Origin of the sequence: Micromonospora violae, from assembly GCF_004217135.1 — a bacterium.
Classification (GTDB): domain Bacteria; phylum Actinomycetota; class Actinomycetes; order Mycobacteriales; family Micromonosporaceae; genus Micromonospora; species Micromonospora violae.
This window is the reverse complement of the sequence record NZ_SHKK01000001.1, coordinates 4,404,155-4,426,104: the sequence shown is the minus strand read 5'-3', so window position 1 is coordinate 4,426,104 and position 21,950 is coordinate 4,404,155. Positions and strand designations below refer to the sequence as shown.

Sequence of the window (21,950 nt, the reverse complement as noted above, 5' to 3'; positions counted from 1 at the left end):
CCTCAGGGCAGTTGCTCGATCTCCGTGGGCGCCTGGGTGCGGATCACCCCGATGTCGCTGGTGATCGGCACGTCCGGGAAGCGCTCGGACACCCGACGCAGGATCTCGTCGCGCCGGTGGGTGCTCTCCACCTCGCCGTCGAGCACGAGGGCGCGTTCCCGGCGGACCACGGTGATTCCCTGTTCGGCCACGGCGGGGTCCTCGGCGAGCAGCCGCTGGATCTCGGCTTCGATGTACTCGTCCGGTGGCCCGGTGCCGATGTCGATGTCGCGATGCTGGGTCACGATGTCCCCTCTCCTGGCTGGGTGCCGGCGGCCGGCACCACCTCCAGCCGGTCCAGCAGCACCAGGAACGCCTCGGCGTACGGCGAGTGCTGCGTTTCCTTACGTACCCGTTCCCAGTCGATCTGCTCCCGCAGCGAGCGGGCCAGCGGCAGGCCGCGGGCGAAGTCGCAGTAGTGCTGGGAGAAGCTGAGCAGTTTGTGCACCATCAGCTGGGTGGCGGACAGCACCGGCATGTGAATCGCGTCGACCGGCCGGATGACGGTGTCGGCGAACGTCTCTTCGGTCACCGGTGTCTCGATCGGCCGGTGGATCAGGTCCACCATCCGGCCGTCGTCGAAGACCTTGACCAGCCAGTCCTCCGGTGGACGCTCGGCGACGAAGCCGGCGGCCACCAGCGCCTCCAGCGCCTGGTCGACGTCGGCCTCCCGGATCAGGAAGTCGACGTCGTGGTCACTGGAGTGGCCGCCGTGGGCGTAGACGGCGAAGCTGCCGCCCAGAGCGAACGGAATCTCGGACTGCTTGAGCACGGCGGCGACCTTCTTGAGGGTGTGCACAAGACTTTCGTCCCCGCGCTCAGCCATCTAATTTCCTCCGTCGTCGTGTTGGTGGACCGGCGGTTGGATTTCGAACTCCGGTACCCGGCATTCCGGTCGGCCACACCTGCCGGTGTCGCGGTTGGGTGACAACAGGGGTGAAGCACCACAAACCTCGCGGACCAGATGCGGGGGTCGGATAATCTATGGAAGGTGGCCAGACCATCGGGGGTGCGACGACGCAAGGCCCGATTGCGCACCGTCGCCCTGATCGGCATCGACGGTTCGGGCAAGACCACTCAGGCACACCGGCTGGCTGACGCGCTGACCGCCGCCGGCCGCCCCGCCACCTACCGCCGCAACGCCAGCGGTCGACGCTGGCTCGGCCGGCTCGCCCGCCGGCTCGGCCGACCGGACGCGCAACGGCTCGTCGGGCGCGACGGTGTGCTGGCCGTGGAGTCGGTGCTGCGCTGGCTCGCCATCGCCATGGCCCTGCTCAGCTGTCTGCTCACCGGCCGGACAGCGGTGATGGACCGCTACGCGGCCTGCCAGTACGCGAGCATCCGCGCGCACGGCGGGCAGCGCTGGGAGCGGCTCGCCCGGGCCGGTTACCGGCTGTTCCCGACACCGCAGGTGACCTTCCTCCTCGCCGTCGACCCGGCGGAGGCGTACCGGCGCATCGAGGAACGCGGCACCGACCACGAGACGATGGGCTGGCTGACCGCCGCCGACACCGCCTACCGGGCACTGCCCGAATACCCCAGCTTCGTGCTGGTGGACGCGGGTCGCCCGGCTGAGGAGGTCAGCGAGCAGATTCAGGCGCACCTGGAGACCTGGCTGCCGCCGTCCGGGCCGGCCGGGGACGAGCGCGGCCCGGTGGCGGCTCAGGCCCGCCCGTAGACCGGAACGGTGGCCCCACTGGTCGGGGCGGATTCGGCCGACGCGAGGAACCGGATCACCGGCGCGATCTCGGCCGGGGTCACCCACCGGGAATGGTCGGCGTCGGGCTGGGCGGCCCGGTTCGCCGGGGTGTCGATGACACTGGGCAGCACGGTGTTGCAGCGTACGTTCTGCGACCGGTACTCCACCGCGACCGCGTTGGCGAAGGCCAGCACCGCCGCCTTGGCGGTCGAGTAACCGGCGGCGCCACGGAACGGGGCGACCGCCGCGCGGGCCGAGACGCAGACCACCGCGCCGCCGCCGGCCGCCACCAGGTGCGGCAGCGCGGCCTGGGTGACCAGGTAGGTCGGCCGCAGGTTGACGGTGAGCATCCGCTCGAACTCCTCGACCGGGGTCTCGTGCACCAGCCCGCCGCTGGCGTACCCGCCGACGAGGTTGACCACCGCGCGCAGCGGCGCCGCCGGCTCCGCGGTCGCGGCCTCGACCGCCTGCGCCGCGCCCGCCGGGTCGCCCAGGTCCGCGACGACCCGGACCGGTCCGGCCGCCGCCGGCTCCGACCCGGGCCGGGCTGTCCGCTCCGGTACGACCACCCGCCAGCCCGCCTCGACGAACGCGGTGACCACCGCCCCGCCAAGCCCGCCGAACCCCCCGGTCACCAACACGCTGCCCTCAGCCATACCTCTCACGCTAGTCCCCACCCCACCTCCGCCCCCTCCCGTCGATCATGACGTTTATTCGATCAGGAGTTCCTGGTCTCCCACGACGTACGCGAGTGGTCGGGGGAGCGGGCGCTGCCGCTCTGGGCGCTCCTGCCGGAGAGCACTGACCTGATGGACGGGACGTTCGTCCGGCCCTCGACGCCGGGCTGACGGTCCGTCCGTTGGTCGACACCGTTCGGGCGACCGCGTCCTGGATGGCCGCACACCCGGCGGCCGTCCGGCAGGGTGGACTCGACCCGGCGGATGAGGCGGCGATCCTGCGGAGGTGGCAGGCTGTGCGGGACCGGTGATCCCGGCTGATCGAAGTTTCCCCCACCTCGGACAGTCATAGTTGACGCTCACGCCAGGTGAAAGTAAGTTTCATCCGTGGCGAAGAGTCCGAAGATTTCTGCGAGTCACGAGCCCGGTGGTCTGATCGTCCACATCAGCGGGCTGTTGCCATCGCTGTCGCCCGCCGAGCAGCGGGTCGCCCGGTTGGTCGTCTCCGACCCGGCGGCCGCCGCCCGGCGGACAATCACCGACCTCGCCACCGCCGCCGAGACGTCAGAGGCGACCGTCATCCGGTTCTGCCGTTCGGTGGGCATGGACGGTTACCCCCAGCTGCGCATTCGCCTCGCGGCCGAGGCCGCCCGCCGGATCGAGCCACCGGACGCCCGCGTGGTCGGCGGTGACATCCCGCCCGGCGCCGACCTCGCCCAGATCATCGCCACCATCGCGTTCAACGACGCCCGCGCCGTCGAGGAGACTGCCGAGCAACTCGACCCGGCCGTCTGCGAGCAGGTCGTCGAGGCGATCAGCGGCGCCGGCCGGATCGACATCTACGGCGCCGGCGCCAGTGGGTTCGTCGCCTCGGACTTTCAGCAGAAGCTGCACCGCATCGGCCGGATCGCCTTCTACTTCCCGGACGTGCACACCGCACTGACCTCGGCCGCCCTGCTCGGCCGGGGGGACGTGGCGATCGGCATCTCGCACACCGGCACCACCTCCGACGTGATCGAGGTGCTGGAGCAGGCCCGTACCCGCGGTGCCGCGACCGTGGCGTTGACCAACTTCCCGCGCTCGCCGATCACCGACGTGGCGGACTTCGTGCTGACCACGGCGGCCCGGGAGACCACCTACCGCTCCGGCGCGACGGCCAGCCGGCTGGCCCAACTCACCGTGGTCGACTGCCTCTTCGTCGGTGTCGCCGCCCGTAACCGGGCCCGGGCCCGCAAGGCACTCGAGGCGACCGCCGAGGCGGTCCAGTCGCACCGGGTGGGTGCCAACCGGAGGCGGGCATGACAGCCGGTGCGGAGATGCCCGCACCGTCCACCCGGCCGACCGTCCGGGTGGGTGCCCCCACCGAACGACGCAACCCCCTCAGCGTCGACCTGGACCTGATGTCGACCCGGGACGTGCTCACCGTCATCAACGAGGCGGACCGCCGGGTGCCGGCGGCGGTCGCCGCGGTGCTCGACGAGATCGCCACCACCGTCGACCTGGCGGTAGCGGCGCTTCGCGGCGGCCACCGGGTGCACTACTTCGGGGCCGGCACCTCCGGCCGACTCGGCGTGCTCGACGCGGCCGAACTGGCACCCACCTTCAACTCGCCCCGACACTGGTTCTGCGCGCACCTCGCAGGCGGCCCGGACGCCATGTGGCGGGCCGTGGAGGACGCCGAGGACGATGACCGGGGCGGCGCGGTCGAAGCGGCCAGTTGTGTACGTGCCGGGGACCTGGTGGTTGGTCTGGCGGCCAGCGGACGCACGCCGTACGTCCTCGGGGCGCTTGCCGCAGCCCGCGCCAAGGGCGCGTCGACAGTGCTGCTCTGCGCCAATCCGGAGGCGGAGGCCGCCCGGTCGGTCGACGTGTTCATCGGGGTGGACACCGGACCCGAGGTGGTCACCGGGTCGACCCGGATGAAGGCGGGCACCGCGCAGAAGTTGGTGCTCAACACGTTCTCCACCGCCGTCATGGTGCGCCTGGGGCGGGTCTACTCGAACCTCATGATCGACATGGTGGCCACCAACGCGAAACTCCGCGGCCGAATGATCTCGATTCTGGTCGAGGCCACCGGCTGCTCGGAGGAGCTCTCCCGGCAGGCCCTCACCCAGGCCGACGGCGACCTGAAGACGGCGCTCGTCGCCCTCGTCTCTGGCGCCGAGATCGACGCCGCCCGGGCCGCCCTGGCCCGCTCGGCCGACCAGGTGCGCGGCGCCCTCGCCCTGCTCGCCTCCTAGCGCCGCCCGCCCCGGGAAGCGAACGGGGCTTCGGATTGTTCATCTGGCCGGGGGGTAATAACACCCCCGTGGATGAACCGACCGGTCCGCCGGTGCGTATCTGCCAGTGACCAGGATCGCATCGCGGTGGTGACCCGGGTCGCTGTGCCCCCACGGCGGGCGGTGTTGCCATGGTGCGGTAACCCGTACGTGGTGCCCAGTGGCGAGCCACCCGATGGGGTGCTGACAGCAAACATGGACCGTGCTCTCAGCTACTACTCAGGCATTCGTGACACTTTCGACTCACGACGAGGAATCCCCGACACGTCTCATCTGTTGTGTAGGTGTCAGCACCGATGGGCACAGCAGAAGTTACCAGGGGCTGACAGGTGTGGGGAATGGCAAGGAACCGGGCAACCGGCGCGAGCGAGGGGACCGTGGGCAACGTGGACAAGAACATCGGCATGCGAACCGACGAGGTTGCCGAGGAGCGCGACCTGGTCGGCGTCTACCTGCACGAGATCTCCCGGACGCCACTGCTGGACGCCGCCAAGGAGGTCGACCTCTCCAAGGCGATCGAGGCCGGCCTCTACGCCGAGCACCTGCTCGGTGAGGAAGCCGTCCCCGCCGGTGTCGACCGGGCCGACCTGGAATGGCTGGTCGTCGAGGGGGAGCGGGCGAAGGACCTCTTCATCCGCGCCAACCTCCGACTGGTCGTGTCGATCGCCCGACGCTACGTGCGCTCGGGGATGCCCATGCTGGATCTGATCCAGGAGGGCAACACCGGCCTCGTCCGGGCGGTCGAGAAGTTCGACTACGAGCGCGGCTACAAGTTCTCCACCTACGCCACCTGGTGGATCCGACAGGCGATCAGCCGGGCGATCGCCCAGCAGGAGCGCACCGTCCGGCTCCCGGTGCACCTGGTGGAGGACGTCAACCGGATGCGCAACGTGGCGCGGCAGCTGACCCGTGAGTTGGGCAGCGACCCGGAGCCCGAGCAGATCGCCACCGCCCTCGGCGTCACCGTCGAGCGGGTGAACGAGCTGCGCCGCTGGTCGCAGGACACCGTTTCGCTGGACACCCCGGTGGGCGACGACGGCGACACGAACCTCGGTGACCTGGTCGCCGACAGTGACGCGCCGTCGCCGGAGGACATCGTCCTCAGCGGCCTGGAGCGGCAGCGCATCGAGGGGCTGCTCAACCACCTCGACGACCGGTCCGCCGGCATCATGCGGGCCCGCTACGGGCTGGAGGACGGCCGGGAGCACTCGCTCACCGAGGTGGCGTCCCGGTTCTCGCTGTCCCGCGAGCGGATCCGGCAGCTGGAGATCCAGGCCCTCGGCCGGCTCCGTGAGCTGGCCCGGGCGGAGGGGCTACAGGCAGCCTGACCTGGTAGTAATGACGGCGAACGGCCGGCGTCCGATAGGGGGACGCCGGCCGTTCGCCGTTGTCGATCAGGGTCAGCGAACCCTGCCGTAACCCTGGATGGACATCATGTTCATGCCGCGCTTGAGCACGTTGCGACCGGCGCTGGGGGCGTCGATCACCTGACCGTCGCCCACGTAGAGCGCGACGTGCCCGAGCCCGCTGTAGAAGACCAGGTCGCCGGGGCGTAGGTCGCCCCGCCCGATGCGGGTGACCGCACTCCACTGCATCCGGGTGTTGTGCGGCAGGGACTTCCCCGCCGCCCGCCAGGCCGCCGAGGTCAACCCGGAACAGTCGTAACCGTTCGGCCCGTCGCCCGCCCAGACGTACGGCTTGCCGATCGCGCCGAACGCGTAGCGCACCGCCGTACCGGCAGCACCGGACACGGCCGGCACGTTCTTGGCCCCGTTCCCCGCCGTCGGCTCGGGTCGCTCGGTGGCGGCCCCGTACGCCTGCCGGCGCAGCTCGTACAGTTTGGCCAGGTCGTGTTCGATCTGCTTCTTCGCAGCGGCGAGCTGGCGGGCCTGTGCGGCCTGCCGGGTCAGGGTGGCGTTGAGGCGCGCCTTCTCGTCGAGCAGCCGCTGCTGGTCAGTGGTGAAGCCGGAGATGCGCTCCTGCCGTTGGCGGGTCAGCTGCTCGATCGCGCCGAGCCGGTCCAGCAGGGCGGCCGAGCCGCCGGGACGCAACAGGGCGTCCGCGGTGCGCAGGCCGCCACTCTTGTACGCGGTGGAGGCGAGCTCGGCCACGTCGGCCCGGCTCTGCTCGACCTGCTGTTCGAGCGGGCCGATGCGGGTCTGTAATCGGGCCACGGCGGCCTCGTTTGTCTTGATCTCCTCACGCAGCTTGTTGTACGACTCGACGACCCGCTCCAACTCGGTCGAGGACGTCTCGATCCGGCGGGTCAGGTCGGCGGGGGACGGCTCGGCCTGGGCCGCCGCCGTCGGGGCGATCAGCGCGGCCGACATGCCGACCAGCGCCACGGTGCGCAGCAGATTTCTCAGGGATGACAAGAGCGGAAGGCCCCTCTCCCACGGCCGCCGGGGCTGCTGACGCCCTCGACGACACCGGCCGGGGCCACCCGGGCGGACGGCACTTGGGCCGGACCGGCTCGCCCAACCTAACCCGGGACGGATGTCGCTCGCAGTTGAAGCAGGGGCGAAAGTTGGGAGAGTTGCAGCTCGTGCCCCTGGGCTGGGTGTCGCCATCGTGACTGATGACGCTCGGCGTGTGCGGGAGGCGGTGCCCTATTCGGGAGTTCTGACGGATATACGACGTTCGTCGTTCCGGGCATATGCCGCCGGATTCCTAGCCCCCATAACCGATAAAACCTGAAATGGATGCTGTTTCTCGACGATGTCACCCGGTGGGGAGCTGTCGGGAGTTCGCAAATGCCCAGGTCGACTGGCATTGCCGCAACACAATGAAGTTCGGAGCCGGGAATCCCGTCGACAGGCAGCGATGACTGTCGCCGACGGTCCGCTCGGCCAACCGTCCCCCGCGGGAGGAACCGTGAATCGTGAAGGCGCAAAGACGCGACCGCCGCGAACGGTGCCGGGTGCCCGGTCGACCCTGCTGTACGCGCGGCCCGGCATCATCGTCACCGTCGACAGGTTCACCGTCGGCCGGAACAGTTACCGGGTCGCCGACCTGACCCATCTGCGTACCACCCGAGGCCCGCACGACCGGATCGCCGTCCGGGCCGTGGTCATCACCGCCAGCATGCTCGGCGGTGTGGGGGTGCTCCTCGGCTTCACCGGCGGTCTGCAACACCTCACCGCCGGGGCGTACCTGATCCTCGGCGCGGTGTTCCTGCTCCCCGCCGCCCTCGCCCTGATCGGAGATCGCTGGCGGCCACCGCCCCACGAGCTGTGGGGGTGGTACCAGGGAACGGAGGTGCTGCTGTTCAGCGCCGACGACGAACGGCAGTTCGGCCAGGTCACCCGGTCACTGCTGAGGGCCAGGGAGGTCAACCGCTACGGCAGTTGGGTCGACCCGCTCGCCTCAGCGGACCCGTGGCGACCCAACCGGTGACCAGCCCAGGCGATCCCTGACTGACTGACCAGTCTGGGTCGTGCTGGCCCCGGCGAACTACGGTGGGGCCCTCGACGGGGAGGCGTGGTTGGGAAAGCCGAGGGTTGGCGTTGGTGCGCGTGGCAGCGGTGCCGGGCGCGTCCGATTCAAGGTCGGCCTGATGGCCGGTGCCCTCCTGCTGGCAGGCATTGCCCTGCTCGGTGGCTCGCTCGGTTATCGATGGCACGTCTCGGCCGAGGCTGACCGGTTGCGGAGCGATGGCGTGCCGACCACGGCCACCATCGTCGACCGCTCCGGTGGCGGCGGCCGAGGCAGCGGAGTCGACCGTATCGAGATCACTTATCTGTACGACGGGGTGCAGTACGAGAAGTGGATTCCGTGCGCCGGCCTGACGGGTTGTCACCGCACGCCGGGACCGCGGGTGGCGATCCGCGTCGACCCCGCCGATCCGGAACGGTTCGTAGCCGAGAACGGGCACACCAGCGGTTCACTGTCGTTCCTGATGTCCTGGACGCTGATTCCGATCGGTCTGGTGCTGACCGTTATCGGGGCCGGTCTGCTGTTCGTGGTGCTGAAGGACAAGGACAACTGGGCCTGAGGGCACGCCGAAATTCGAGACCGACGGCGCGACAGGTCAGGCCGGGTGGCTGGCGACGGTCTCCGGGGTGCGCTCCGCCGGTCGGGCCAGCCACCCGCTGACCCGGCGCTCGGCGTAGAAGGAGACGAAGGGCACCGTGCCGGCCAGCATCACCAGCAGCATCCGCTTCAGCGGCCAGTCGGCTCGGCGGCTCAGGTCGAACGCGGCCACCAGATAGATCATGTAGAGGAAGCCGTGCGCCGGGCCGATCGTCTCCACGACGACGGGGTTGTCGAACGCGTACTTCAGCGGCATGCCGATCACGACCAGCAGGATCAGCACCACGCCCACGATCCAGGCGATCACGCGGTACCGGGTAAGGGCAGCGCCCACCTTCGTCCGTCCTTCCGAGCCCGGCTCAGCCGGGATAGTCGCCGGGCCGAGCGCCCGGGTTGGCGTTCAACCATGACAGGTAGTGGTTGTAGGCGGCCAGGTCGGTGTCCTCGACGACATCACCGGTGGCCGGCACCCGGGACACCCGCACCGGTCGGCGTACCGCCGGTCGGGACCCGGTGGTGACCTCCGACGCCGGCTCGACGACCGTCTCCTCGGGCGGCGCGTCGGCCTCCGCCGCCCGGCGGCGGGCGAGCTTCACCTCACGCCACCAGATGTAGACCACGAAGCCAGCGAAGATCGGCCACTCGACCGCGTACCCCCAGCTCAGGCTGTTGCCGGCGGCGGCCCGGCTGACCTGCCACCAGCCCAGCCCGAGGAAACCCACGACCAGCACGACCATGGCCACATGGCGCACGATCCACGCCGGGGTCCAGAGCCGCCTCATGGCATCGAGGGTACCGGGGACGTCGCCGCTCTCCGACACCGTGTCGTAGTTGCCGCCGTGCCGGCGTGGTTTGGCAGCACCACGCCTGGGCAATCGTCTAGACGCCAGCCCAAACGAGATCAAGGGGGGCGATCATGACCGGATCGGTACGTGAGGACGGCTTTGCGTCCAGCGGCAGCGCGGATATGAGCCCGGAACAGCGGGTGCCCGAGTGGGACGGCGATGAGCGCGTCGACCCCGCCGGCGTTCCCGGCCTCGACGGCGACCTGCTCGGGATCGACCCGACGGAGCTGACCGACGAGGACCTGATCCGCGAGATGCACAGCCTGCACCGCACCCGCCTGGACACCCTGCGGCACGCGGCGGACTCCGCGCTCGCCAACCACCTGCGACGCACGGCGGAGCTGGAGACCGAGTACCTGGCCCGCCACCCGGGTCGTGAGGTCGATCCCAGCCGCCTGCGGGACGCCTGATGGCGGCGCGCGCGGTGCGCGGCATGTCCGCGCCACCCGAGGTGGTCTTCAGCACGGCCACCGACCCCGACCGTGCCTCGGCCTGGCTGCCGGAGCCGCTACGGGGCGACGGCAGCCCTCCCACCGAGATCAGCGGCGAGGAGCTGCGTGCCCGCTGGGGCCGAGGCGACGCCGACGACTGGTCCGCCGAGATCCGGGTCGAGCCGGCGGATTCCGGCGGTGCCCGGATCCAGCTCGACCTGGCCGACGGGTCGGGCGGGGCCGGGCCGGACCAGCTGGCCGACGAGGCACTCACCAACCTGGCCCGCGAGGTCGCCGACAACCTTCAGGCCGGCTGAACCCAGACAGCGGTACGCCGCTCCGCACCACCACGACATGTGAGGAGATCGGGTGAGCGACACTGGCCTGCGGCATAAGGCCGCCCGGCTGCGCCGGGCGTACGCGCCGCACGAACACCGGCCGCTCGGCGGCTACCTGGTGGCGATGGGCGCCTACGCCGGGGTGACCGGGGCGCTCGCCAGCCTGGTCAAGGCGACCGGTCGGCCGGTGCCGGAGCGGCCAGCCCCGTCCGACGTGGTGCTGCTCTCCATCGCCACGCACAAGCTGAGCCGGTTGCTGTCCAAGGACGCGGTGACCAGCCCGCTGCGGGCGCCGTTCACCCGCTACGACCGCCCGATCGGCAGCGGCGAGGTGATGGAGCAGGTCCGCGACTCGGGCAGCCCCACCCGGCACGCCATCGGCGAGCTGCTGAGCTGCCCGTTCTGTCTGGCGGTCTGGGTGGCCACCGGGCTGACCGGAGGCCTGGTGCTCGCGCCCCGGCTCACCCGCCTGGTGGCCACCGCGCTGACGGCGGTCGCCGCGTCCGACTTCCTCCAGATGGCGTACGCGACGGCGCAGCAGGCCGCCGAGGGTGGGCACGACGACTGAAAGCCGAGAAAGGGGGCCGGCGCGGGCCGGCCCCCTTCCTCGTACGCCTCAGCGCTGCATACCGGACCAACCGTGCGGCGACTCCGGCTCCCGTTCGTCCTCGTCCGCCCCGGTGATGATGTCCCGATCCACCGCCGTCTTGTCGTGCTCGTTGGCGAAATCCGGCTCGGGCGTGGTGTCCCGCCCCTTCGGGGGCTGACCCAGCGCCGGCACCTTCTCGTCGTGGTCCTCGTGGTGCGTCATGTCGGTGTCCCTTCTGCGGTCGCTCACCCGATGGAACCGCCCAGCAGGTCGCTGGCCTCGTCCACCGCGTATTCGCCCTCGGGAAGCGCGTCAATGCGGGCGAGCAGGTCCGGCGGCAGTTCGGCGGCCACAGCCTGGCGATAGATCTCCGCCTGAGTGACCCGCTCCTGCGCCCGATAGATGTCGTCGAGCAGGTCGTCGAGGGCTCGCGTGTCCGGCTCGCCGGCCACGGATGCGTCATCGGTCACGTCGATCAGCTACCCGGGGCAGAATCGGTCAAACGTCACGCCACAGGGCCGGCCGCCGCCTCCGGCCATCCGCCATGCGATTTGCCTTTGCTCTGCACCCGTCCGTGCGCCAGTTACGGAACGTGTGCGCCTTTACGGACCGTGCGCGGCGCGTCGGCGGGTGCAGAGCAAAGCGGCGCCATGGGCAGGTGGAGAGCAAGGCGGCGCATCGGCGGGTGCAGAGCAAAGGGGGGATAGGACGGAGGGGAGGGGCACGGTCAGTCGGGCCGGGCCGGGGTTCGAAGGGCTACAGACAGCGCCGCCCCCGGCCTTGTGGGCCGGGGGCGGCGCTGGTGTCGGTGTGTAGGTCGCCTCTCGGCGAGTGGCGCTACGCGGCTCCAGCCGGACGGTATTCCGCGAAGGCTATTTAGGTGAGGCCCGGGGACACTGGACACACCGACACCCCAGTCAACGAGCCGACCCCCACTCGTGTTCCGAGTGCCGCCGTGTCGGCGGTCACACCGTCGTCGGCAGGGTGGCCCGGCGGGCCCGCACCGCCGAGGCGAGGTGGTCGAGCACCTCGGCGGTGTCGTCCCAGCCGAGGCAGGCGTCGGTGACGGACCGGCCGTACTCCAACTTCCGGGTCGGGTCGAGTTCCTGCCGACCGGGCAGCAGGAACGACTCCAGCATCACGCCGGTGATCCCACGCTGGCCGGCGGCCAGCTGGGCGGCCACGTCCGCGGCGACCAGCGGCTGGTTGCGGTGGTCCTTGCCGCTGTTGGCGTGACTGGCATCGATCACCAGCCGCTCCGGCAGGTCGGCCGCGCGGAGCAGGTCGAGCGCCCCGGCCACCGACTCGGCGTCGTAGTTGGGCCGGCCGCCCCCGCCGCGCAGCACCAGGTGCCCGTCGGTGTTGCCGCGGGTGTGCATGATCGCCGGCGTGCCGGAGAAGTCGATGCCGGGGAAGACGTGCGGCACGCCGGCGGCGCGGATCGCGTCCACGGCCGTGCCGATGCTGCCGTCCGGGCGGTTCTTCATCCCGATCGGCATGGACAGGCCGGAGGCGAGCTGGCGGTGCACCTGGCTCTCCACGGTGCGGGCGCCGATCGCGCCCCAGGCCACCGTGTCCGCGATGTACTGCGGGGTGATCGGATCGAGGAACTCGCAACCCACCGGCAGGCCGAGACGTAGCACGTCGAGCAGGAGCGCCCGAGCCAGCCGCAGGCCGGTGTTGACGTCCCCGCTGCCGTCCAGGCCCGGATCGTTGATCAGGCCCTTCCATCCGACCGTGGAGCGGGGCTTCTCGAAGTAGACCCGCATGACGATCAACAGGTCGTCGGCGAGCCGGTCGGCCGCCGTCCGCAGCCGCTGCGCGTAGTCGAGGGCGGCGGCCGGATCATGCACCGAGCAGGGGCCGACAACCACCAGCAGGCGGTCGTCCTCGCGGTCCAGGACGCGCCCGACCGCGCGGCGGCCGGTCAGCACGGCCGACGCGAGCGGGGCGTCCAAGGGCAACTCGTGGTGCAGCAGGGCGGGTGTGGTCAGCGGCACGACACGGTCGATCCGCTGATCGCTGACCCGATCGGTCTCCGGGGTCGTCACGGTGGGCATCCTTCCGCCGACCGTGCCCGGGGCCGGTGCCCGGGACGAGCCGGCTGCTCGTACGCAAAAGGGCAGGAACGACAGCTCCTGCCCAGCCGGCTCGGTCCGTGGTGACGTCAGTTCATGGTGAAGTCACCGGCGTGCGAGCCGGCTGCCTAAACCATCGATAGGAACGCGTCACCGGACCAGCGTACCCGACCGGACGCGGTCGCCCGGCCGGTCGTCCCAAGATGCGGGGCGAAGATCGCGTGCCGGGGCTGCGGTCGGGGTAACAGGGGTGCCATGACAGATGAGCAGAGCGATCAGGAGCGGATGGAGTCCCGTGCGCACCACCTCCTGCCCGAGGAGGAAGCGGTGGGCAGCGACGATCCGGAGGCGCAGGCGGAGGCCATCCTCGCCGAATCGGACATCCGGGCGGCGGACCAGAACGCCGCGCCGGACACGGTGCTGGAACGTCGTACCTCGGATCAGACCGTGGCCGCGGTCGAACCGCCGGACTGAGCGGTCGCCCCGCGGGCCCGGCGCGACCCCCGGTAGGTGTGGTCGCGCAGCCAGCCCAGCGGACCTGCCATCCGCAGCTCGGGTGGCAGGTTGTGCGTCGGGTCGAACGCGAGCGCCGCGTCCTGCTCGGCGCTGAGCTGGCTGCCGAGGCTGACCTCCCCGACCAGCCGCCACGGCCCCACGGCTGACGCGACCGCGAGCACCAGGCGCGGAGTGTCCCGCCGGGTCGCAGCGGCCGCCGCCGCCAGGCTGCGCCCGAGGTCGGCCGAGTCGGGGTCGGCCAACGCGGCCAGCCACAGCCGACGTCGTCCCGCGCGGTAGCAGGTGATCGTGCTGTACGTGCCGGTGAAGCGGCGTCGGGGCAGCGGCAGGCTCCGCAGCACCGGGGCCGCGCCGCTGGAGCTGACCAACAGGTCGAACGGTCGGCCGGCGTCGCGGTGCAGGCGCAGCGCGAGGCCCAGGACGTCGGGCCAGCTGCCGGGCGTTGGCGTTCCCTTGGAGAGCCGGACGGTGGTCCGGTACCGGCCGGGCTGGTCCAGCAGGGCGACCCCGGTGGGCGGTCCGGGCGTACCCCAGATCACCGTCTCGCCGACGAAGGAGCGACCGGCCGGATGCAGCAGCCGGCCGCGGCGCAGCCTGCCGAGTGCGGTGCTGGCGCGTTCGACGGCGGTGGCGGCCCGGGACGGAGGCCTGGTGAGGGTCATTCCGCTCCGATACCCCGAGCGGCGGCTCCGATGCGGCCGGCTCGGCTCGCCGACCGACCGCACGTCACCTTTCCGCCCCCGAGATCGGATAGCGTCGGGGCATGCCCGACAGTGGTTACCCCTGGCCCATTCAGACGTCCCGACTGGACAACGGCCTGCGTGTGGTGGTGAGTGAGGATCGCACCGCGCCCGCCGTGGCCGTCAACCTCTGGTACGACGTCGGCTCCCGGCACGAGCCGGCCGGGCAGACCGGTTTCGCGCACCTCTTCGAGCACCTGATGTTCGAGGGTTCGGTGAACGTGGCGAAGACCGAGCACATGAAGCTGATCCAGGGTTCCGGTGGCTCGCTCAACGCCACCACCAACCCGGACCGGACCAACTACTTCGAGACGGTCCCGGCCGAGCACCTGGAGCTGGCGCTGTGGTTGGAAGCCGACCGGATGGGCGGCCTGGTCCCCGCCCTCACCCAGGAGACGCTGGACAACCAGCGGGACGTGGTGAAGAACGAGCGCCGGCAGCGCTACGAGAACGTTCCGTACGGTGACGCCTGGCTGCGGTTGCTGCCGCTGCTCTACCCACCGGGGCACCCGTACCACCACCCGACCATCGGCTCGATGGCCGACCTGAACGCCGCCGACCTCGCCACCTTCCAGGCGTTCCACCAGACCTACTACGCGCCGAACAACGCGGTGCTCACCGTGGTCGGCGACGCCACCGCCTCCGATGTGTTCGCGCTCGCCGACAAGTACTTCGGCGCGCTGCCCGCCCGCGACGACATCCCGCCGGCACCGGACGGCCGCGTCGTCCCCGCCACCGGGCGGACGGCCGTGGAGTCGGTGAGCGCCGACGTGCCGGCGCCGCGGGTGTACATCGCCCACCGCAGCTACCCGTTCGGCAGCCCGACGTACAACGTGATCACCGTGCTCGCCACCGTCCTCGGCAGTGGTCGGGGCAGCAGGCTCTACCAGCGCCTCGCCGACGGCGAGCGGATCGCGCAGCCGGACCTGGTCGGGGCGTACGGGGTGGACCTCGCCCACGCCCCGGCGCCACTGATCGCCACCGCCACCGCCCGTCCCGGAGTGACCGCCGAGCGGCTGGCCGAGGGGCTGGCCGAGGTCGTCGACGAGTTGGCCACCGTGCCGGTCACCGCCGCCGAGCTGGATCGGGCCAAGGCGTTGCTCAGCACCGGGTGGTGGCGGCAGCTGTCCACCGTCGACGGCCGCGCGGACCTGCTCGGTCGGTACGCCACACAGTTCGGTGACCCGGCCCGCCTCGCCGACCAGTTGCCGGCACTGCTCGCGGTCACCGCCGAGCAGATCGCCGAGGCCGCCGCCGACGTGCTCACCACCGACCGGGTGACCCTGACCTACCTGCCCGAGGAGACCTCATGACGCTGATCGCCGACCGTCCCGGCCCGGGCGCGGCCCGCCCGTACCGGTTCCCGCCGGTGGTCCGCCGCGCCGTCGCCGGTGGTCAGGTCGTCGCCGCGCACCTGCCGGGGCAGAACCTCGCCGTGGCCCTGCTGCTGCTCGACGTGGGCGCTGGGCAGGAGCCAATCGGCAAGGAGGGCCTGTCCGGTGTGCTGGCCAAGGCGTTGGAGGAGGGCACCGCGCAGCGGGACGCCGCCGCGTACGCGCTCGCCGTCGAAGGGCTCGGCACCGCGTTGTCGACCGGTCTGGACTGGGACTCGTTCCAAGCCAGCGTGGTGATCCCGGTGGACCGGCTGAGTGCGGCCGTGGAGCTGCTGGCCGAGGCGGTCCGGACGCCCAGGCTCGACCCCGCCGATGTACGCCGGGTCCGCGACGACGAGGCGACCGCGCTCCGGATGGACTGGGCCAACCCCGGCCCGCGCGCCGACGCCGCGCTGCGCGCCGACCTGTTCGGGGCGCAGAACCGCTGGGGACGGCCGATGCACGGCGACCCGGAGTCGGTCGCCGGGTTGGACGTGGAGGACGTGACGGTCTTCCACTCCGAGTGGTTCCTGCGTCCCGGCACCCTGATCGTCGCCGGTGACCTGGACCGGATCGACCTGGACGCGCTTGCCGCCGCCGCGTTCGCCGGCACCGGTGGCGGCCCCGCCGAACGGCCCGGCCCGGTCGAGGTGCCGCTGCACAGCGAACGGCGGATCATCCTGGTGGACCGGCCCGGCTCGGTGCAGTCCACGCTGCGGCTGGGCCACCCGTCACCACACCGGGCGCACCCCGACCACGTGCCGATGACGCTGGCCGGCACGGTGCTCGGCGGGGCGTTCACCTCCCGTCTCAACCACCTGCTGCGGGAGGTGCACGGCTACACCTACGGCATCCGGGGTGACTTCGCGGCGTCGCGGCGGTTCGGTCGGTTCGCGGTCAGCTCCGGCGTACAGACCGCCGTCACCGCGCTGGCCCTGGTCGAGGCGGTGGGCGAGATCACCCGTACCCAGGTGGGTGGGGTGACCGAGGAGGAGCTGGCGGTGGCCCGCTCCTGGCGGGCCGGGCAGCTCTCGGTCGAGTTGCAGAGCCCCCGGGCGATCGCCTCCGCGCTGACCACCCTGGTGGTGCACGACCTGCCGGACGACTACCACGCGCGCTTGCGCGAGTCGCTGCTCTCCGCCGACGTGGCCCAGGTCTCCGCCGCAGCCGCCACCCACCTGCACCCGGAAGCCCTCACCCTGGTCATCGAGGGCGACGCCGCAGTGATCCGCGACGACCTGGAGGCCACCGGCCTAGCAACTCTCCTCCCCTGAAGCCCTTCGGTCTCACCCCGTTGATCATGAAGTTGTTGTCGCGCGGCGCGGCATGTCGTGGCAATAACTTCATGATCGACGGGAGAAGGGGCGGGTGTGAGGGGGAGGGGTACGGGAGGCAGGGGGTGTGAGGTGGGACCCGGGGGGTGGGAAAGGGGTCCCGGTTTCGGGGGTGGGGTCGGTAGCCTCGCGGGCATGAGGATCGGCATTGTGGGGGCCACCGGCCAGGTCGGTGGCGTGATGCGGCAGGTGCTGGCGGAGCGGGAGTTCCCGGCGGAGCAGGTGCGGTTGTTCGCCTCGGCGCGGTCCGCCGGGCGTGCGCTGCCGTGGCGCGACGGTGAGGTGATCGTCGAGGACGCCGCGACCGCGGACTACTCCGGGCTGGACATCGTGCTCTTCTCGGCCGGTAAGGGCACCGCCCGGGAGTTGGCGCCCCGGGTCGCCGAAGCCGGCGCCGTGGTGATCGACAACTCGTCGGCGTACCGGATGGACCCACTGGTGCCGCTGGTGGTCGCCGAGGTCAACCCGCACGCCGCCGCCGACCGGCCGAAGGGCATCATCGCCAACCCCAACTGCACCACGATGGCCGCGATGCCGGTGCTGCGCCCGCTGCACGCCGAAGCCGGCCTGGTCGGCCTGGTCGTGTCGACGTACCAGGCGGTGTCCGGTGCCGGGCTGGCCGGCGTCGCCGAGCTCGACGAGCAGGTCCGCAAGGTCGCCGAGCACGCCACCGGGCTGGCCTTCGACGGTGCGGCCGTGGAGTTCCCCGCGCCGCGTTCGTTCGCCGAGCCGATCGCCTTCAACGTGCTCCCGCTGGCCGGCTCGATCGTCGACGACGGCTCGTTCGAGACCGACGAGGAGCAGAAGCTCCGCAACGAGAGCCGCAAGATCCTGGAGATCCCCGACCTCAAGGTCTCCGGCACCTGCGTCCGGGTGCCCGTCTTCACCGGCCACTCGCTCCAGATCAACGCCCGCTTCGCCCGGCCGCTCACCCCGCAGCGGGCCCACGAGCTGCTCGCCGACGCACCCGGGGTCGCGCTGACCGCCGTACCGACGCCGTTGCAGGCCGCCGGTCAGGACCCGACCTACGTGGGTCGGATCCGCGCCGACGAGACCGTCGAGTACGGGCTGGCCCTGTTCTGCTCCAACGACAACCTGCGCAAGGGTGCCGCGCTCAACGCGGTGCAGCTCGCCGAGCTGGTCGCCGCCGAGCGCCGCTGACCGGCGCGGTCGCCGCCACACCCAGCTCTCGTCGAACACCGAGCCCTCGCCGTCCGTCGGCGGGGGCTCGGTGTCGTTGCGGCGGTCGCCCGCGACGGCCGGCAGACCGTGCTTGGATGGGTCGGAGACGATCGTCCAACCTGGAGGAGACCCATGCCGGATGACCGCACCCAGCAGGCGTTGACCGATCTCGTGGCCGGCCGCTCGATGGGCGTGCTCGCCACCATCAAGCGGGACGGGCGTCCGCAGTTGTCCACGGTGCTCTACTCCTTCGACCGGGAGGCGGGTCTGATCCGGGTCTCGGTCACCGACGACCGCGCCAAGACCGCCAACCTGCGCCGCGACCCGCGCGCCAGCTTCCACGTCAGCAGCGAGGACGGCTGGGCGTACGCGGTGGTCGAGGGACGTGCCGAGCTGACCCCGCCGTCCGCCGAGCCTGGCGACGAGACGGTCGAGGAGTTGGTGGCGCTCTACCGAGGGCTGAGCGGGGAACACCCCGACTGGGACGAGTACCGCCAGGCCATGGTCGACGAGGGGCGGATCGTGCTCCGCCTGCACGTCGAGCGGCTCTACGGCATGCCGCCCCGGGGCTGACCCCAGGCGATCACCCCGGCTCGATCACACGGTAGCCGCCCCCAGGTCGGCGTTACCCCCTGCCGAGCGGCGGGTAGACGTGCCGTGCCGACACCGAGAGGGGAGCACCATGACAACGGTCGGAGAGTTCATGACGACCCGGTTGGTGACGATGGACGGCAACGACACGCTCATCGCGGCCGCGCAGGAGATGCGCGACAGCGCGATTGGGGATGTGGTGGTGACCGACGGCGACAGTGTGGTCGGCATCGTCACGGACCGGGACATCACGGTCCGAGGTGTCGCAGAGAACATGGACCCGGGCTCGACCCGGTTGAACCAGATCACCACCCGCGACGTGATCACGGTGAGTCAGTACGACGATGCCGTGGCCGCCGCGGACCTGATGCGGACGTACGCGGTACGCCGACTCCCGGTGATCGACGACGGGCGCCTGATCGGCCTGGTTTCCATGGGTGACCTTGCGGTCGAGCGCGAACCGCAGTCGGTGCTGGCCGACATCAGCGCCGACGACCCGAACAACTGATCGTCCGCCGCGGACGCGCCGGCCCTCCCCTCGCGGGAGGGCCGGCGTCGGTCGTCCAGGCCCGGCGTGGTGCCGGCGGGCCGGGCGCGCCGCTCACCCGATCCGGGCGAGGTTGGCCGGGGCAGCGGCGGGGACCCGTGCGGGGACGTGCCGAGCCGGCCGTACCCGTGACGCGAGCGCGCCGGGTGGGACCCGGGCCCGGCGAACTGGGGGAGGAGTGGACCCGATGGTGGACGCGACCACGAGGTTCTTCGAGGACCTGGACCGGCGGGGGTACGAACCCCTGCTGGCGAAGGCCTCCGGGACGCTGCGCATCGACCTGCACGAGGGCACGCAGACCCGGCACTGGCTGCTGGCCATCGACCATGGCCGCCTGGAGGTGAGTCAGGAGGACCGGGAGGCCGACACCGTCATCTGGGCGAGCCCGACCCTCTTCGAGGAAATCGCCAGTGGCCGCGACCACGGGCTGGCCGCCCTGCTGCGCGGGGACATGACTGTCTCCGGTGACGCCCGGCTGGTGGTGCAGGTGGAACGAATCTTCCCGGGTTCCCCGGACGCCCGTGGGCCGCGTCGGCGCTTCACCCAGGAGGTGCACTGATGGGGCAGAGCAACACGATCCGGATCCTGGACGGCAACACCTTCGTCGTCTGCGAGGACACCGGTGACATCGAGGCAACGCCGAGCGAGCCCACCGGGCTCTTCTCTCTCGACACCCGGTTCCTGTCGACCTGGGTGCTGACCGTCAACGGTGAACGCCTCAACTCCCTCTCCTTCGACGACCTGCAGTACTTCGAGTCGCGGTTCTTCCTGGTCCCGGGGATGGCCACGCACTACGTGGACGCGAAGCTGTCGATCATCCGGGAGCGCGCGGTGGGCGGCAGCTTCCGGGAGCAGCTCACCATCCTCAACCACGACGAGAAGCCGGTCGACCTGGAGATCCGGATGGAGGCGGCGTCGGACTTCGCCGACCTGTTCCAGGTCAAGGACGAGATCCTCAACAAGAAGGGCGAGAACTACGCCGAGGTCGAGCCGGACAAGCTGCGGCTGGGCTACCGCCGGGGCAATTTCCGGCGCGAGACGGTCATCTCCTCGTCGACGGAGGCCCGCTACGACAGCAGGGGTTTCGCGTACACCGTCCATCTGGAACCCAACGAGCAGTGGGACACCGCCATCGACGTGCAGACCCACGCCCTCGGGCCCGGGGGCCGGGATCTGCGGATGGGCGTACGGGTGCACGGCACCGAGCGGCTCGCCCTCCAACACGACCTGGAGCAGTGGATCGCCGACGCCCCGAAGGTCAACAGTGAGCACGGTCGGGTCGCCAGCACGTACCGGCGCAGCCTGATCGACCTGGCGGCGCTGCGCTTCTCACCGCTGTCGCTCGGCGGCGCCTCGCTGCCCGCCGCCGGCCTGCCCTGGTTCATGACCATGTTCGGCCGGGACAGCATCCTCACCTGCCTGCAGACGTTGCCGTTCACCCCGCAGCTGTCGAAGACGACGCTGCGCATCCTGGCGTCGCTGCAGGGCAGCCGGTTCGACGACTTCCGGGACGAGGACCCGGGGCGCATCCTGCACGAGATGCGGTACGGCGAAACCGCCGCGTTCGAGGAGCAGCCGCACTCGCCGTACTACGGCTCGGTGGACGCGACGCCGCTGTTCCTCGTGCTGCTCGACGAGTACGAGCGGTGGACCGGGGACGTCGCGCTGGTCAAGGAGTTGGAGCAGGAGTCCCGGGCCGCGTTGAGGTGGATCGACAACTACGCTGACCTGGTCGGTAACGGCTACATCTGGTACGAGCGGCGCAACACCGAGACCGGCCTGGAGAACCAGTGCTGGAAGGACTCCTGGGACTCGATCTCCTACTCCGACGGCACGTTGCCGCCGTTCCCGAGAGCCACCTGCGAGGTGCAGGGGTACGCGTACGACGCGAAGGTCCGCGCCGCCCGACTGGCCCGCGAGTTCTGGGGTGACCCGGAGTTCGCCGACCGGTTGGAGCGGGAGGCGGCGGAGCTGAAGGAGCGGTTCAACCGGGACTGGTGGGTGGCCGACGGCGAGTTCTACGCCCTGGCCCTGGACCCGGACGGCCGCCAGTGCGACATCCTCAGCTCCAACATCGGCCACCTGCTGTGGAGCGGGATCGTCGAACCCGAGCGGGCGGAGAAGCTCGCCGCGCACCTGGTCGGGCCGCGGCTCTTCTCCGGCTGGGGGGTGCGCACGCTCGCCGAGGGGGAGACGCGGTACAACCCCATCGGCTACCACAACGGCACGATCTGGCCGTTCGACAACTCGTTCATCGCCTGGGGCCTGCGCCGCTACGGCTTCGCCGAGGAGGCCGCGATCATCGCCAACGGCATCCTGGACGCCGCCACGTACTTCGACGGCCGGTTGCCGGAGGCGTTCGGCGGCTACCCGCGGGAGCTGACCAAGTTCCCGGTGGAGTACCCGACGGCGTGCAGCCCGCAGGCCTGGTCGACGGGCGCGCCGCTGCTGCTGTTGCGCACCATGCTCGGTCTGGAGCCGCACGAGGGTCACCTGGCGGTCGAGCCGCGGCTGCCGGTGGGGATGGGCCGTATCGAGGTGCTGGACATCCCGGGGCGCTGGGGTCGGGTGGACGCGTTCGCCCGGGGACGAATGGACCTGGACAACCTCGCCGACTGACCGAGGCGAGGGTCGAACCGGCGGTGGCGCGCCACCCGCGT

Annotated in this window: 27 protein-coding genes; 17 read left to right on the top strand and 10 right to left on the bottom strand. The window is 71.2% G+C overall.

The annotated features are described in order from the left end of the window. Window positions 1–2 precede the first annotated feature (2 nt). A complete protein-coding gene (locus EV382_RS19645) occupies window positions 3–284 on the bottom strand; it encodes a hypothetical protein (protein ID WP_130403962.1) in 282 nt (93 codons plus the stop codon). Beyond that, the gene (locus EV382_RS19640) at window positions 281–865 is read right to left on the bottom strand and encodes a nucleotidyltransferase (protein WP_130403960.1); all 585 of its coding nucleotides are present in this window, start codon (window positions 863–865) and stop codon (window positions 281–283) included. Before EV382_RS19640 ends, EV382_RS19645 begins: the two co-directional genes overlap by 4 nt. A gap of 138 nt (window positions 866–1,003) precedes the next feature. Between EV382_RS19640 and EV382_RS19635 the strand changes: the two genes are divergently transcribed. Further along, window positions 1,004–1,717, top strand: coding sequence for a dTMP kinase (locus tag EV382_RS19635; protein WP_130403958.1), 714 nt, complete (start codon window positions 1,004–1,006; stop codon window positions 1,715–1,717). Here the strand turns inward: EV382_RS19635 and EV382_RS19630 are convergent. Further along, window positions 1,702–2,394, bottom strand: a complete 693-nt coding sequence (locus tag EV382_RS19630; protein WP_130403956.1) for an SDR family NAD(P)-dependent oxidoreductase — start codon at window positions 2,392–2,394, stop codon at window positions 1,702–1,704. The genes EV382_RS19635 and EV382_RS19630 overlap by 16 nt on opposite strands. 408 nt (window positions 2,395–2,802) lie before the next feature. Between EV382_RS19630 and EV382_RS19625 the strand changes: the two genes are divergently transcribed. The 3 genes from EV382_RS19625 (at window position 2,803) to EV382_RS19615 (ending at window position 6,022) form a co-directional block, all read left to right on the top strand. Beyond that, window positions 2,803–3,717, top strand: a complete 915-nt coding sequence (locus tag EV382_RS19625) for a MurR/RpiR family transcriptional regulator (protein ID WP_030488123.1) — start codon at window positions 2,803–2,805, stop codon at window positions 3,715–3,717. Then, entirely contained in the window at window positions 3,714–4,655 is a 942-nt protein-coding gene (gene murQ, locus EV382_RS19620; RefSeq protein ID WP_130403954.1) for an N-acetylmuramic acid 6-phosphate etherase, read from the top strand. Before EV382_RS19625 ends, murQ begins: the two co-directional genes overlap by 4 nt. A gap of 377 nt (window positions 4,656–5,032) precedes the next feature. Continuing rightward, on the top strand, window positions 5,033–6,022 hold the full coding sequence (locus EV382_RS19615) for a sigma-70 family RNA polymerase sigma factor (protein ID WP_196919428.1): 990 nt from the start codon (window positions 5,033–5,035) through the stop codon (window positions 6,020–6,022). A 72-nt stretch (window positions 6,023–6,094) separates the two neighbouring features. Here EV382_RS19615 and EV382_RS19610 read toward each other — a convergent pair whose 3' ends face one another. After that, complete coding sequence (locus tag EV382_RS19610; protein ID WP_130403952.1) at window positions 6,095–7,069, bottom strand: C40 family peptidase; 975 nt, start codon at window positions 7,067–7,069, stop codon at window positions 6,095–6,097. Window positions 7,070–7,568: 499 nt separating this feature from the next. Here EV382_RS19610 and EV382_RS19605 point away from each other — a divergent pair, with 499 nt between their 5' ends. Further along, window positions 7,569–8,090, top strand: coding sequence for a DUF6232 family protein (locus EV382_RS19605; protein ID WP_130403950.1), 522 nt, complete (start codon window positions 7,569–7,571; stop codon window positions 8,088–8,090). 40 nt (window positions 8,091–8,130) lie between these two features. Further along, window positions 8,131–8,688, top strand: a complete 558-nt coding sequence (locus tag EV382_RS19600) for a DUF3592 domain-containing protein (RefSeq protein WP_130403948.1) — start codon at window positions 8,131–8,133, stop codon at window positions 8,686–8,688. Between the two features lie 36 nt (window positions 8,689–8,724). Here the strand turns inward: EV382_RS19600 and EV382_RS19595 are convergent, their stop codons facing one another. Together EV382_RS19595 and EV382_RS19590 are read right to left on the bottom strand one after the other, a co-directional pair. Further along, a complete protein-coding gene (locus tag EV382_RS19595) occupies window positions 8,725–9,060 on the bottom strand; it encodes a DUF3817 domain-containing protein (RefSeq protein WP_130403946.1) in 336 nt (111 codons plus the stop codon). A gap of 25 nt (window positions 9,061–9,085) precedes the next feature. Beyond that, window positions 9,086–9,508, bottom strand: a complete 423-nt coding sequence (locus EV382_RS19590; protein ID WP_208758454.1) for a hypothetical protein — start codon at window positions 9,506–9,508, stop codon at window positions 9,086–9,088. Between the two features lie 131 nt (window positions 9,509–9,639). Here EV382_RS19590 and EV382_RS19585 point away from each other — a divergent pair, with 131 nt between their 5' ends. The 3 genes from EV382_RS19585 to EV382_RS19575 are packed head-to-tail and all read left to right on the top strand — an operon-like array spanning window position 9,640 to window position 10,908. Further along, a complete protein-coding gene (locus EV382_RS19585; protein WP_425271996.1) occupies window positions 9,640–9,981 on the top strand; it encodes a DUF6158 family protein in 342 nt (113 codons plus the stop codon). Further along, window positions 9,981–10,319, top strand: a complete 339-nt coding sequence (locus EV382_RS19580; protein ID WP_130403942.1) for a hypothetical protein — start codon at window positions 9,981–9,983, stop codon at window positions 10,317–10,319. Before EV382_RS19585 ends, EV382_RS19580 begins: the two co-directional genes overlap by 1 nt. A 52-nt stretch (window positions 10,320–10,371) precedes the next feature. Then, window positions 10,372–10,908 carry a DUF1360 domain-containing protein gene (locus EV382_RS19575; RefSeq protein ID WP_130403940.1) on the top strand — a complete coding sequence of 179 codons (537 nt, stop codon included), beginning with the start codon at window positions 10,372–10,374 and terminating at the stop codon, window positions 10,906–10,908. Window positions 10,909–10,956: 48 nt separating this feature from the next. On the opposite strand, the gene EV382_RS19570 is transcribed toward EV382_RS19575, so the two are convergent. From EV382_RS19570 to EV382_RS19560, 3 genes are all read right to left on the bottom strand, one after another. Then, on the bottom strand, window positions 10,957–11,151 hold the full coding sequence (locus EV382_RS19570) for a hypothetical protein (RefSeq protein ID WP_053653058.1): 195 nt from the start codon (window positions 11,149–11,151) through the stop codon (window positions 10,957–10,959). A gap of 23 nt (window positions 11,152–11,174) precedes the next feature. Beyond that, the gene (locus tag EV382_RS19565) at window positions 11,175–11,408 is read right to left on the bottom strand and encodes a hypothetical protein (RefSeq protein WP_425271995.1); all 234 of its coding nucleotides are present in this window, start codon (window positions 11,406–11,408) and stop codon (window positions 11,175–11,177) included. 486 nt (window positions 11,409–11,894) lie between these two features. After that, a complete protein-coding gene (locus EV382_RS19560; protein WP_130403936.1) occupies window positions 11,895–12,989 on the bottom strand; it encodes a 3-deoxy-7-phosphoheptulonate synthase in 1,095 nt (364 codons plus the stop codon). Between the two features lie 273 nt (window positions 12,990–13,262). Between EV382_RS19560 and EV382_RS19555 the strand changes: the two genes are divergently transcribed. Then, the gene (locus EV382_RS19555) at window positions 13,263–13,481 is read left to right on the top strand and encodes a hypothetical protein (protein ID WP_130403934.1); all 219 of its coding nucleotides are present in this window, start codon (window positions 13,263–13,265) and stop codon (window positions 13,479–13,481) included. Here the strand turns inward: EV382_RS19555 and EV382_RS19550 are convergent. After that, window positions 13,448–14,185 carry a phosphodiesterase gene (locus tag EV382_RS19550; protein WP_130403932.1) on the bottom strand — a complete coding sequence of 246 codons (738 nt, stop codon included), beginning with the start codon at window positions 14,183–14,185 and terminating at the stop codon, window positions 13,448–13,450. The two genes, EV382_RS19555 and EV382_RS19550, sit on opposite strands and share 34 nt — an antisense overlap. Window positions 14,186–14,286: 101 nt before the next feature. Between EV382_RS19550 and EV382_RS19545 the strand changes: the two genes are divergently transcribed. The 7 genes from EV382_RS19545 to EV382_RS19515 all read left to right on the top strand — a co-directional run bounded on the left by EV382_RS19545 (window position 14,287) and on the right by EV382_RS19515 (window position 21,909). After that, window positions 14,287–15,576, top strand: coding sequence for a M16 family metallopeptidase (locus tag EV382_RS19545; protein ID WP_130403930.1), 1,290 nt, complete (start codon window positions 14,287–14,289; stop codon window positions 15,574–15,576). Then, entirely contained in the window at window positions 15,573–16,910 is a 1,338-nt protein-coding gene (locus EV382_RS19540; protein ID WP_130403928.1) for a M16 family metallopeptidase, read from the top strand. Before EV382_RS19545 ends, EV382_RS19540 begins: the two co-directional genes overlap by 4 nt. A 195-nt stretch (window positions 16,911–17,105) precedes the next feature. After that, window positions 17,106–18,131 carry an aspartate-semialdehyde dehydrogenase gene (locus EV382_RS19535; protein WP_130403926.1) on the top strand — a complete coding sequence of 342 codons (1,026 nt, stop codon included), beginning with the start codon at window positions 17,106–17,108 and terminating at the stop codon, window positions 18,129–18,131. Window positions 18,132–18,284: 153 nt separating this feature from the next. Further along, complete coding sequence (locus EV382_RS19530; RefSeq protein ID WP_130403924.1) at window positions 18,285–18,725, top strand: PPOX class F420-dependent oxidoreductase; 441 nt, start codon at window positions 18,285–18,287, stop codon at window positions 18,723–18,725. Between the two features lie 109 nt (window positions 18,726–18,834). Continuing rightward, on the top strand, window positions 18,835–19,251 hold the full coding sequence (locus EV382_RS19525) for a CBS domain-containing protein (RefSeq protein WP_130403922.1): 417 nt from the start codon (window positions 18,835–18,837) through the stop codon (window positions 19,249–19,251). Window positions 19,252–19,477: 226 nt separating this feature from the next. Further along, a complete protein-coding gene (locus EV382_RS19520; protein ID WP_130403920.1) occupies window positions 19,478–19,849 on the top strand; it encodes an SCP2 sterol-binding domain-containing protein in 372 nt (123 codons plus the stop codon). Next, a complete protein-coding gene (locus tag EV382_RS19515; protein ID WP_130403918.1) occupies window positions 19,849–21,909 on the top strand; it encodes an amylo-alpha-1,6-glucosidase in 2,061 nt (686 codons plus the stop codon). Before EV382_RS19520 ends, EV382_RS19515 begins: the two co-directional genes overlap by 1 nt. Window positions 21,910–21,950 lie beyond the last annotated feature (41 nt).